Here is an 11,614-nt window from a genome sequence, read left to right as displayed (position 1 = left end):
AATCCCCGGAGGGACGCCTACGTCGGGACCGACACGACTCGGTCCATGGCCACAGACAGGGAGATCAGCTGTCCGTCAACAGGGAAGTACGTGTCCGCCTACAGGGAGGTTGGCATGTCCGCTTGCAAGCGGGAGCGTGGCTCAGCAGTTGGCCCTCGGCTCAACTCGATCCGCGCGCCGAAGTACCGCCTGCTGCGCACCTTCACCCGGAAGCCAGAAGCGCCGACGCCGTTTCGGGCGGACCGGCGATATATCACCGATACGATCCTGGAACGGAAGAAGGAGAGGCGCACCAGGTGGCAGCGGATATCTCTGCGATGCGGTCTCCGAGGGCTGAGATGATCGGCCGCAGGATTGCCTCCGACAACGCTCGCCACCATCTGCGGTTTGCCGACTACCAGGTCAAGGTCGAGGCCGAGCTCGGGAGAGAGGCGCGGTCCATCAGCGGCGCGGACTGGTTCGCACCGATGGCGGCACTGACCTGTGTCGCTAGTGCGCTGGGCGGCCTGTCTGGGCTTCTCATGGGAGCGGCAGATGCAGACACAGGGCTCGTGCTCGGAGGACTCATCCTCCTTGGTTTCGCCGTCATGTGCTTCATGGCTACCAAGAGGTCCTGGGGTGACCCGTCGACCGCCGCGAGGCAGGCCCGGTTCGTCGAGATCGGCATGTCGGCCGCCAGCAGAGAGGACGCATGGCTACGTGCGCAGTCCCGTTGGCCGGGCGCCGAGGGGGTCGCGCGCGAGGACACGGTGTGGACGTTCAGTCAGGTCGAGCGGCTCGCCGCGAAAGTGATGCGCCAGTTCGGCGCCAGGGACGCTGCGGTGACTCGGCTCAGCGGTGACGGCGGAATCGACGTCGAGTCTCACTACGCGGTCGCGCAAGTCAAGCACTGGGCTGCCAGGGTGCCGCCGGCGGAGATCACCTACTTCGCCGAAGTCGCCGCGCGTGCCGGTAAGCTCGCGCTGTTCTTCTCTACCTCCGGCTACTCGCCGGGCGCTGTCCGGGTTGCGGACGAGGGTGACGTCGCCCTGTTCACGCTGAGAACCGGGACAATGCGGGTCGAGGCAGCCAACGAGATGTCGAAGATCGCCATGCAGGGGAAGCAGACGCCGCTCAGCCGCATGCGCGTGTTCGCGCAGATGACGCAAGATGAGCGGGCAGCATTACGTGGTGTCCCGCACACCAAGAGATAGTGCCGGGACGCCGAGCGCTTCCAGACCAGTGCGTTGGTAGAGACGCGGGCGTAACCGATCTTCAGTTCGGTCACCTATCGAGGGTCGCCGGTTGACGCCCCGTCACCGGGCCTCTTCACGGGCGGGTCTTGCTGGACAACCTCGGCGAAGCGGAGACCGAGTCAGAACTGACGCCGGACGGTGTCTCGGTGAGGCTTCCTCGAACGGAACGTTGCTACGTGGGCGATTGGAGGGCCTGCTGCCTTCCACCCAGAATGACGCCGCAGGGCTGCCGAAGGTAGTGACTGCTGACTGCCGACCTCAATTGCGGCCGATTGCCTTCCGGATGGGGGAGACTGGTGCGCCTAAGCCAAGAGGAGCAGCGATGCCGCCACGGATCGAGAAGTTGAACGTAAAGAACCTGCGCTCCATCGGGGACGAGAGGGTGACCATTCGCTTCCCTGAGAGCGGTGCGTTGGTGCTGCTTGGTGAAAACAACGCCGGCAAGAGCAACGTCACCCGCGCCCTGGACTTTCTATTCGGCGACTACTGGCCCGGGACGCGCCAGCTAGAGGACCACGATTTCCACGGGCGGGATAGCGACGGTATCGCGGTCGAGGTGGGCGCGGTGGTGTCTGGCATCGCGTGCCCCTACTGCTCGGGAGGCGCGGTCGAGTACTTCAGTTGGGTCTACGACACTCAGGACACTGGGCAGGACGGCAATCCAGTCAAGTACCGCTTCACGTGCAGCAACGCCTATTGCGGAAAGTCCTGGCCGAACAACGTCATGCGGTCGGCGCTCTCGGCCGCCGTTCTCGACGCCGACCGCAGGCTGGACTACCAACTGAGCTACGCGAGCAAGTACACAATGCTTTCCAAGCTCATGCACCGGTTCCACGAGCGCCTGCTCCACGATCCAGAACGGAAGACGCAGCTCGCCGCTATCTTCGGTGGCCTGCTCAAGGAGTTCGGGGCTGTGCCGGAGTTCGCCAAGTTCAAGGAGATGCTCGCGGAGACGGCCGAGGAGTTCGGGCAGAACCTGCCCTACAGGCTGGACGTCGACTTCAGCGCCTACGACCCGAGCAACTTCTTCCGCTCGCTCCGGATCCACCCAACTCTCGAAGGGGAGGTGAGAAGTTTCGACGAGCTCGGCACTGGCCAGTCGCAGGTGCTTGCGCTTGCGTTTGCCTACGCCTACGCGATGGCTTACGGGCAGGCGGAGGGCACGGTGCTTGTGATTGATGAGCCGGAGGCCAACCTCCACCCGCTCGCGCAGCAGTGGCTGGCGACGCGGCTGAACCGCCTGGCGGCCCCCGGGCTCCAGGTGGTGGTGACAACCCACTCGCCGCATTTCGTCGACCTGGCCAGGCCCGAGAATCTGGTGATGGTTAGCAAGGGCGAGGACGGTGCGACCCGGGTGGTGCAGAGATCCCTCGACGCCTTGACGGCAAGCCTTCTCGAGCGGGGCGCGGACCCGGAGAGGACGCAGCCCGAGACAGTCGGGCCGTTCTACGCGGCTGGCGCCACTACGGAGATTGTCAGCGGCCTCTTCGCGAGGCGCTGCGTACTGGTCGAGGGGCGGACCGAGTCCTTGGCGCTGCCCGAGCTGCTCAGGGCCCGCGGGCTCGACGTGCTCAGGGAGGGCATCGCCGTGGTCCCAGTCGAGGGCATCGGCAACGTCGCCAAGTGGCACCGGCTCTACACCGCCCTAGGCATCGAGTGCTTCTGCGTGTTCGACACCGACTCCGACAAGGGCAGCGACCCGCAGCTGCTTACCAAACGGTTAGATATCGCCAGGGCGCTGGGCCGCGAGGGAGACCCAGCGGAGGCCGCGACGATCTTGGGCGAGCCCCTCTACGTCGGTGACGGCTACGCCACCCTCGACCCGAACTTTGAGGGCGGGATGAAGGCTCTCTTCGGCGACGAGTGGACACGCCTCCACGAAGAGGCCGTCTCGTCCGTGGGCGAGTCCAAGCCGCTCCGCGCGAGGTACGCCGCCCAACGGCTCGCCGACTTCAACTCTGCGGGCAACGCCGGCGACCGGATCGACGCGCTCATCCGAGCCATCCGCGGCGAAGGGCCAGTCGATGGCTCGCACGAGGACGGATCGGAAGGCCTCTCGGTTGGCAGTCCGGGGAACTCGTACGACCCCGACCCGTGGGGCACGGACGAGCCCCCGTTCTGATGTGGAACGGCCTGTCAAGGTGGGGGATTTCTCCTCGTCGGAGGAGGACTCACCCACCCGAAACTCCGATGAGCCCGTTTAGTTCGCTCGACGGCGGTGTCTATAGTCCACGGTCCGGCCGGGCAATCCTCTCAAGACGAGTAGCCCGGGCACCTATCCCGGACCCGACGACCGTCGCGCGATAGACGGGCGCTCCATCTGGGTGCGCCAACGTTACTTCGACCGACCCCTCGGATGTGGCGACGGTGACGAGTTCCAACTGCGTTGCGTCCAAGTCATACCGAACCGCGAGTCGCTGGCGTACGTGCTGTTCAGCCTCGGCTTCGCTCATGACGCCATCCCCGCCCCGGTGAGTGACCAGACGCTCCACGACGGCCTTGATCGCGTCAGCGAGGTAGGCGGTGGCAATTCCAACGACGATCGCCTCGCCTACCCCCGAGGCGCCCCAATCGAACTCCGTGCGGCGACGTTCTATAACCACGCAATCATGCACGCCGCCGGCTGCCAATGCATTCCGGATCTCTCCGACGATCGCGGGAACGCTCGGATACTGACGGGGGTCAATCTCGATCTCTATGTCGAGACCCTCGAGACGCGTTACTGGGTCGAGCAACCCGTAGAACGATATGTCGACGTTGTCGAAGTACGCGTCTGCGGAGTCAGTCATATCCAAATACATACAGCGCGGGACGTCGTTGGCCGAGAAGACTCGCCCGTGACGGCATAGCCCTCTTGTTTCCACGCGGGAGACGCCTCCCCGGCACGGGCCCGGCCCGCAACTGCAGGCCCGCCAGGTTCCGGCTTCCGCTCATGCCGCGATCCGCGCGCTTGTCCCGTCTGAGAATCCCCTCTCCGGACCGGCCGCTACCGGTCAGGGGATTCAACAGCGTTCGCCTTGCCTGGCGTCGCTATCGGCACACCAGGCGTGACGAACTGTGCCGCCAACTCCTTGCGGCGGGGCCAACTGCTATCGGGCCATTCGCCCATGTCCCTGCGCTCGCCGGAACGTGCCTCGACCCCGGTAATCTTGGTGAAGAGGTCTCCTGCGAACGACGCGCTTGACGGACGCCCTGATCCACCGATCACGTACGCCAGGCCGACGAACCTGGCTGCAACATCCTCGAGAGTGAACTCTTGGGTCGCGAGCCCGGTCGCGATCTGGGCCTGGAGCTCAGCCAGAGCCGGTGACTCAGCGACGAGTCCGTAGAGGAAGCTGCTGCCTGACTCACCCGTCGACTGGTCTCCCTGGCGAAGGTCAGCCAGCAGGAACGGCAGCAGTCGGCGCGCCTCTCGCTGCAGGGATTCACAAAGGGCCCGTTGAGTTTCCTCTTTGAGGCCGTGCACCTCGCGCATCGCCGTCGAGATCACGTGGGCGCGCCGGTGGACATTGGAGCATGCGGTCAATGCTCGGTCGACGTCGGAAGCCGGGTCGGCGTCGAGCAGGCGCCGGAGCAATATGGCTGTCCAACGTGTTAGTTGGAGTCCTGTGGATGTCCACGAGTCCAAGCGGTCTTCCGCCTCATCGACAAGAGTCATGCCGGCGGTCAGCAGTTCGAGTGTGACTGGACCGGTGGGACCCTCGTGGTGGGGCACTTCGCGTATGTCCGGGTATCGCGCACGAAGCTTACTCAAGACCAATGTCACCTGAGCGTCGTCCTCGGCGGAGACGAGCGCGCGTAAGTCGGTGCTCTCGCCGGCGGCGGCCTTCTCGATTGCTCGGGTTACGACGGCATCGGGGATGTCGCCTTCGGGGATCGCCTGGGCGAGGTACCGGTCGAAGTAGTCAGGGTGCGCAAAGCGTCCTGCCCCGGCGCGCAAGGGGTTCGGACCGCGGACCGCCGGAAAGAGGGCGGCGAGTACAGCAAGGGCATCTCGGCGGTCCTCGTCGCGGTCCAGTACGCCAACTAAGCGGTCCCACTCCGGCTGTTTGTCCTCGCGTTGGGCGAAACTCACGAACGAAGGGGTCGATCGCGTTAGTTCGACCTTCCACGACTGGAGCCCGGCGAAGACGTCGGGGAACTGCACCTTGAGGAAGACGGCCAAGATGAGGTCAACATCGTTCATCTCGCTGAGGTCATGAACTCGGAACTGTTCACGCACTTGGGCGAGGAAGCGCTCGATGGCGCGCGGCGTGGCTAGTTGGGAGGGCATGGTTGACAAGATGATGTCGCCGAACCGGTGCTTGTCGAAACCTGTTTCAACGCGCTCAGGTGTCACGATCTCCGTCAGCCCAGCATTCAACATCCGCACGATCTGTCCGGTGAGGAGGGGCGGGATGCTCAGCGGATACTGGACAATTTTCTCCATGAACGCTCGGGCTCTGGCCTTCGAGACGCTCGCCTGACCGGGATTCTGCAATGTCTCGATGAGAGTTTGCTCGTCGTAGGCCAAGAGGAAGTCGACACCAGGAAAGCGGCCAAGAAGGCGTACCACCTTAAGAAGGTCGAGCAACTCACGGGGCTGGAGACGATCGATATCGTCAACAACGACGAGAACCGGAACGCCGAGGGTCCGTAGTTCCGCTGCAATTTCATCGAACGCGACATTCCAGGGCTTCGCGAGACGTGTCTCAAGTGCTCGGGTCGCCTCGACGACGGCAGCCCCAGCGACTGGTATCAAGGCTGCGAGTGGTCGGGCAATGTCGGCGTAGGAAGAGATCAGACCCCGGAGATCCTTCTTGCTGCCTGGTTCGGGGATAACAGTGGCGAGAGCCGCGAAGAACTCTGAGAGCAGTCCTTCAGTCCCCGACGTAGCCCACGGAGTGAACGGAACAACTTGCCACCTGCTGTTTTCGAACTCCGTGAGGTAGGTCGTAATCATCGCTATTACTGAGGATTTGCCGCTGCCCCAGGGGCCCTCGAGCCCGTAGACAACGCTGGACTCCGTAGAGTGGTTCTCATCGATCAAGCGGGCAGCCCGGTGTGCCACCGGCGCTCGACGAAGCGTGTCTTCGTCGGTGGTCGTGATTGGATCGTCTCGCCAACTCTTCCGCGGTGGCACCGCGCAGCGAATCGGCTGGTGCTCCTGTTCGGGCGCGGTCACACGTCAGACGCTACCAAGCGCCGACGTTTCGCTGTCACCGCACTAGTCCGGGCTGCGACGCCTGCGGCGGCCGGGTCGATAAGCAGGTCGGTCACTCACACTCCGAATAGATGCCTTACTACGGATCGGCGGCAATCGGCCGTCAAGAGGTGGCACTAATCGCGATGACTCGCCTACCGATGCCGAATTCTCGTGATCTGCGCCGGGAGAGCTCAAGTCCTGGCGGACCGACCGATCCGTCACCAGTAGCGGATCGTCACGTGAGACAACTCCTGTTGGACGTCGCCGACACCGCGACATATGGGAGCCCCGCTGGGACGAGAGTTGTTGGCTTTGGCCACTGGCTTGTTGAAAGACTGGCGACATGGCATCTGTGCAGGCGCTGGACTTCCGCCGCAAGCCGTCGGTCGAGGGCGAGTTGGTGCTGCTTCGACCGGTGACGGTTGCTGACGTGCCCGTGCTCCATGCCGGCATGGCCGACCTCGAGATGGCCAGGCTCACTGGGGCAATACACTCCACGACCGAGGCCCTACAGCAGAGATGGAGCGTCGCCGACCTTGAGGATGTCTACTCGCGCTGGACGACAGCTGACGACCGCATCGTCTGGGTGATTGTCGAAAAGTCGTCGGGCAACGTCGTGGGCGAGTCGGTACTCAATGGCCTTGACTCGGCCAATCGGTCTTGTGGCTTCCGGATCTGGATCTCTGGGGCTCGTGGCAAGGGGTTGGGCACGGAGGCGACACGACTCACCATGCGGCACGCATTCGAGGACCAGGGGCTCAACCGTGTCGAGCTGGAGGTCTACGACTTCAACCCGCGTGGTCGTCATGTATATGAGAAGGCCGGCTTCGTCGACGAGGGCGTGAAGCGCCAGGCGCTGCTATTCGACGAAGAGTGGATCGACGCGCACGTCATGTCCATCCTCGCTAGCGAGTGGGTTGAGCACCGCGGGGAACCTGCTCGCTGATCGCCGATATACGACGCTGGGTCTGGCCGCCAATCTCTCCGGCCTGGGACGGGTGTTCCAGGAGACGATCGGCGTACGTGCCGGTGACCACCGCCGAGGTGACCTGGCCCAGCCACTGCTGGGCGTGCTCAACGCCGCCATCCGTGACAGCCACCGCCGCAACGATAGGGCTCGGTCGGAGATCACCACCGCGCTGGACGCGAGGAGATATTTTAGGACGGCGCCGCCCAACTCGGGCGACTCGCCTGAGCCGCCCGGCCCGCCGTGTATCTAGGAGCCTCTTGTGCGATTTCGTCCGGGTAACGACGGCTCGTGGCGTGCATCACTCGCGGCCGCGCTGCCAGGAGGGTTCGGGAAGCCGCCCTCGTTCACTCTGTATTCGGTTTCCGCGGAGGTTTGCGACTGGGCCGACCGGGCGCCGTTCTCGGCGTGGGCACGGCGAGACAACGCGCGATCCATGAGAGCGGATGTCGAGGCCGGGCTGTCGGTGTGCGGGGAAGCGTTTCAGGGACAGTTCCAGCCTTTCGCCGACGCACTCACGGGTGCACTAAACCAGGTCGCTGTCGGCCCAAGAGTTGATCGCGATGCGGATGTCGCTCGGCTCCGTGTGGTGTCACATCAAGCCAAGGCCCGGCTACAGTCCCCTCCGCTGCGTGTCGCAGCCTGGCAGGATCTGGCGGAAGCCGCGCGTACGGATCGTCCGGACATCACCGTGATCGAGCCCCGCATCGCACTGCTGAACGCAATGCTGGTCGGCGCGGGTGTGGACCCGGGGGAGCGGTTCCGACGGCTGGCCGACGTACTGAGCCCCTCCGCAGCGACGTTGGCTCGTGACCCGGATGCAGTGCCGCCGGACTGGACGGACGCCCAACGCCTTGAGGCCGCTGACCCGTTGCTGCGGGAACCTGCGGCGGCAGGCCACTGCGTTGCGTGGCTGACATTCGCCGCGGCGCGCCTGCCGGAATTCGTGCTGGAGATCGGCCCGGCCACATTGTTCGACGCCGACTGGTGCATCTCGAACGCTTTGGCACCGCCATGGCAGGAGTTTCGGTACCGCGACGAACTTACCCGCGTCATTGCACACGACCACGGTCGGGGCACCCTCGATCCGAACGCCGGTCCTCGCCACGAGGTGCTCGCTCGGGTCGACCTGGGGCATCGTCCCCCCTTCGGCTGGGAGGAGGAAGCTGTAGCGCAGGTCCGCTCGCTGGTCGGCCTCGTGGCCATCCGTACCGGTGCTCCTTCCTGGCGTCGGGCTGGATTCTCCTGTCTCGTGGTGGATGGTGAGGTGAGCACGTACTCGATTGGTACCGGCGACGAGCCGTTGTTCACCGAGCCGGACCACTACGGGATGAACGGGTTCGCGGACGCCCTCGCGGACTACAGGGCAGAGCTCGCGGGTCTACTCTCGACCGGCCGTCTGCCCGCGGATGTAGCCGAAGCCTTGCGGCTCATTGGAGAGGCGGGACAGATTGACTCACGGGAGAACGCGCTCAACGGGACGGCAACGATCGCGGAACAGACGGTCATCGTGCTGCAGGTCGCCGCAGTCGAACGGCTGGCGGCGTATTCAGGGATGGACAGCGATGCATTCATGTCGGAACTGGCGGCGGATTGGGCGCTGGCCCGATACCACCAGAACCTTGCATGGGCCGTCGAGCGATGTCTGTCAGGGGTCGGTGGAGGAGGGGACGCGATCTTCCACCGAGTGGTCAGCTTCCCGTCAGGGCGCCGAAGCCTTAGCTTTGTCGCGGCATTCGAAATCCGCGACCAGTTGATTGCGGCCTGCCCTGGCCTGTTCGACCGCGCCCGCGCCGAGACCTTGCTCGCGAGCATCGGAGACGCAGACGCGGCGTCCCGGCTGCTCGCCTCGTTCAAAGCGGAAACTAGTGTGCTCATGGGCCGGTTAAGCCGCTGCCGCAACGGCCTCATGCACGGCAACCCCGTTGCCCTGGAAAGCGTTCAATCCGTCCGAGACTTCTCGCGGTTCGTCGTGCGCGCCGGATTGGATCATTCGATCCGCAGCATCGCCGAGAGTCGCCCCGTCGCAGACCTTCTAGTAGCCAGCAATCGTCGTCGACGGGTCACGCTCGATGGACTTCGGAGCGGCACGTCGTTCAGGGAGATCTGGAGTACCCCCGACGACGGCAAGCTTGTCTAACCCGGCGCAGCGGCAGTAAGTGCGCTGCACCGCCGGTTCGCGCCGAGGATCAATTCGGGCAGCGCCTCCGAACCTGCCGCGGCCAGTGAAGTGCCGACTTCTATGAGCACTGCGGCCTACCGTGGGGCACACAGCGGCCGTAGGGGCCAACGGGACAGCACCGGGTCCCGAGCCGAACGGCAATCGAAGCACTCCACCAGATGGGACGTCCAACTGGGAGACGGTCCTACAGCGGGACCGGTTACCGCTACGGAGCACCTAGAGCCATTCACGTCGGGGCCCTCAGCATGCATCGCACGAAGCGTGGCGACGGGGCTGGCGGGCGCCCGACAGTTCCCGCCGGGATGTCGCAGTTGCCGGGTACTTAGAATGCATGGTGAGACTCGGCCTTGCCCGCACTGAGGGCGGCTACCTGCCCATGGGGTGGGGTGATGCTTCCCCGTGGCGCCCGCGAGAGGCTCGCCCAGCCACTCCGTGAGGCGTGCGAGGGAGCACAGCTCCTGCGTGCCAGCCACACGCTGCCCATCGAAGCCGGCCTATGGGGCTGGTACTCCGACGGACTGGTCGAGCGGCTACGCGAACTCGCCACCGGGCTCGAGCACTTTCCGAGTGACACGTCCTTCGGCAGCCTCAGCAAGCACGTCGAGTCAGTGGTCGCCTCCCGCGGCAGCGCGCTGTCCGTACTTTACGCGCTGGAACCCTTCGCGCCGTTCGACCGTGATATCGCCCAACGGATTCTGCAAGCCGTAGACACGGGGCTCGCGCGGGCTGCTACTTCGCTTGAAGACGGAACTGAGCCGCCGCGCCCGTTGGAACTATGGCGCACCTGCGAGGAGTGGCCGCGCGGTCTACCCGTCGACACCGAAATCAGCCTCAGCCAGCTGTTCGGCCTGGACGAGGAGCCGGTGGACGACATCGGCGACCTCAAACCCGGCTGGGTACTGATCAGGTCTTGGGCTACTTCCGGCAGCGCGAGCGAGGACGGCACCAGGCCCGCCGTCGGCTGCTGCGAACGATTACAAGTGCTGCAGCGTCAGACGATGCTGAGACCCGCGCACTGGCGACCGCCGACATTTACAGGCGCCTAGTTGAGGGGCCGGTGCGTCAATTCGGCTGGGCGCTGCGGTGCATGCAGATCGGGACTTGGTCGGCGCCACCCGTGTTGACCCGGGTCCGCGACGCGATGCTGGCCAGCGGGAGCCTCGCGCGACGGATCGCCGAGGACGCCGTGCTCGTAAGTATGCGCAACGGCGAAGCGCACGAGGACTTGGAGTGGGACGGGGTTCACGAGCACTACGTCGTCGACGATGAACCTATCGACCGCGATGAGGTGGTCGCTGCCTCGGTGATCGCGCTCTCCTTCGACCGTGGCTGCGAAGCGGCGCTCGCCTACCACCGTGCGACCAGGCTTCCCCTGCGAGAGGCGGCGCCCACACCCATCGCCGACGACCCGTTCAGCATGCCGGCCTGGCAGCGGGCGGAGGCCTACTTTGGCAGCAACGGCCTCCGTGCACTCCGAAGCGAGCTTAACGTTCGCACGGCCAGAGTTTGGTTGCAGGCGCTGGAGTTAGGGCAGATCAACCCCTGCTTTCAGGCGCTCATCTCGGTCCAGCAGTTGTTGCCCGCGATCGAAGCCTTCGAGATATACATCGAAGGACGTGACGAACCCGCCATCGAAGTATCCGCAAACGCCCTCGCCGTCAACCTGCCTGTGTGGATCCAGGCTCGCGAGATCTTCGATGCCATGCCGATTGTGACGTTCCTTCCCGCGAACTTCGCCGCTCGGTCCGAGGTGGAACAGGCATCCAAGGCCTCACGTTCCGCGGCATGGATGGCCGCTGACGGAGTGCTTGACGCCCTCGATGGCGGTCCCGAGTCTCTTGATGAGAGCGGTGTCACCCTTCTCGTCGACCGACTCCACCTCGTCGAGACCGCAGCCGAGCACTGTCTTCGTCTTATGCGGCTCTTCAGAATTGAGGGTGTAGTCGGGGGGTCAAGTCCGCGGGAGTGGTGTATCGGTCCGGTGATCTCCGGTTCGGTGATCCTTCGTTGTCGGGTCAGGCGCTGATGGCGGCGAGAGGCTCGGT

At 64.7% G+C, this 11,614-nt stretch carries 8 protein-coding genes; 6 read left to right on the top strand and 2 right to left on the bottom strand.

Annotated features, from left to right (window positions below):
- Window positions 1–296 precede the first annotated feature (296 nt).
- Together ABD774_RS20865 and ABD774_RS20860 are read left to right on the top strand one after the other, a co-directional pair.
- Window positions 297–1,193 (top strand): restriction endonuclease, encoded by an 897-nt coding sequence (locus ABD774_RS20865; RefSeq protein ID WP_345045540.1) that lies wholly within the window; start codon window positions 297–299, stop codon window positions 1,191–1,193.
- Between the two features lie 364 nt (window positions 1,194–1,557).
- On the top strand, window positions 1,558–3,357 hold the full coding sequence (locus ABD774_RS20860) for an ATP-dependent nuclease (protein ID WP_345045538.1): 1,800 nt from the start codon (window positions 1,558–1,560) through the stop codon (window positions 3,355–3,357).
- A 100-nt stretch (window positions 3,358–3,457) separates the two neighbouring features.
- On the opposite strand, the gene ABD774_RS20855 is transcribed toward ABD774_RS20860, so the two are convergent.
- Together ABD774_RS20855 and ABD774_RS20850 are read right to left on the bottom strand one after the other, a co-directional pair.
- Window positions 3,458–4,024 carry a hypothetical protein gene (locus ABD774_RS20855; RefSeq protein ID WP_345045536.1) on the bottom strand — a complete coding sequence of 189 codons (567 nt, stop codon included), beginning with the start codon at window positions 4,022–4,024 and terminating at the stop codon, window positions 3,458–3,460.
- A 197-nt stretch (window positions 4,025–4,221) separates the two neighbouring features.
- On the bottom strand, window positions 4,222–6,285 hold the full coding sequence (locus ABD774_RS20850) for a KAP family NTPase (RefSeq protein ID WP_345045543.1): 2,064 nt from the start codon (window positions 6,283–6,285) through the stop codon (window positions 4,222–4,224).
- A gap of 478 nt (window positions 6,286–6,763) precedes the next feature.
- Here ABD774_RS20850 and ABD774_RS20845 point away from each other — a divergent pair, with 478 nt between their 5' ends.
- The 4 genes from ABD774_RS20845 to ABD774_RS20830 all read left to right on the top strand — a co-directional run bounded on the left by ABD774_RS20845 (window position 6,764) and on the right by ABD774_RS20830 (window position 11,595).
- The gene (locus tag ABD774_RS20845) at window positions 6,764–7,366 is read left to right on the top strand and encodes a GNAT family N-acetyltransferase (RefSeq protein ID WP_345045533.1); all 603 of its coding nucleotides are present in this window, start codon (window positions 6,764–6,766) and stop codon (window positions 7,364–7,366) included.
- 457 nt (window positions 7,367–7,823) lie between these two features.
- Window positions 7,824–9,527 carry a hypothetical protein gene (locus ABD774_RS20840; RefSeq protein WP_345045530.1) on the top strand — a complete coding sequence of 568 codons (1,704 nt, stop codon included), beginning with the start codon at window positions 7,824–7,826 and terminating at the stop codon, window positions 9,525–9,527.
- Window positions 9,528–9,958: 431 nt separating this feature from the next.
- Window positions 9,959–10,615, top strand: a complete 657-nt coding sequence (locus ABD774_RS20835; protein ID WP_345045528.1) for a hypothetical protein — start codon at window positions 9,959–9,961, stop codon at window positions 10,613–10,615.
- Between the two features lie 41 nt (window positions 10,616–10,656).
- Window positions 10,657–11,595: a hypothetical protein gene (locus ABD774_RS20830; protein ID WP_345045525.1), complete on the top strand. Its 939-nt coding sequence runs from the start codon at window positions 10,657–10,659 to the stop codon at window positions 11,593–11,595.
- Window positions 11,596–11,614: the final 19 nt, after the last annotated feature.

The sequence above is a fragment of the Georgenia daeguensis genome, from assembly GCF_039537705.1.
Lineage (GTDB): Bacteria > Actinomycetota > Actinomycetes > Actinomycetales > Actinomycetaceae > Georgenia > Georgenia daeguensis.
The sequence above is the reverse complement of the archived record's forward strand: the minus strand, read 5'-3'. Positions and strand labels throughout refer to the sequence as shown.

Coding starts and splice junctions, on each gene's coding strand:
- ABD774_RS20860 (WP_345045538.1), top strand. CDS start 1,558: ATGCCGCCACGGATCGAGAAGTTGAACGTAAAGAACCTGCGCTCCATC.
- ABD774_RS20845 (WP_345045533.1), top strand. CDS start 6,764: ATGGCATCTGTGCAGGCGCTGGACTTCCGCCGCAAGCCGTCGGTCGAG.
- ABD774_RS20855 (WP_345045536.1), bottom strand. CDS start 4,024: ATGACTGACTCCGCAGACGCGTACTTCGACAACGTCGACATATCGTTC.
- ABD774_RS20835 (WP_345045528.1), top strand. CDS start 9,959: ATGCTTCCCCGTGGCGCCCGCGAGAGGCTCGCCCAGCCACTCCGTGAG.
- ABD774_RS20830 (WP_345045525.1), top strand. CDS start 10,657: ATGCAGATCGGGACTTGGTCGGCGCCACCCGTGTTGACCCGGGTCCGC.
- ABD774_RS20840 (WP_345045530.1), top strand. CDS start 7,824: ATGAGAGCGGATGTCGAGGCCGGGCTGTCGGTGTGCGGGGAAGCGTTT.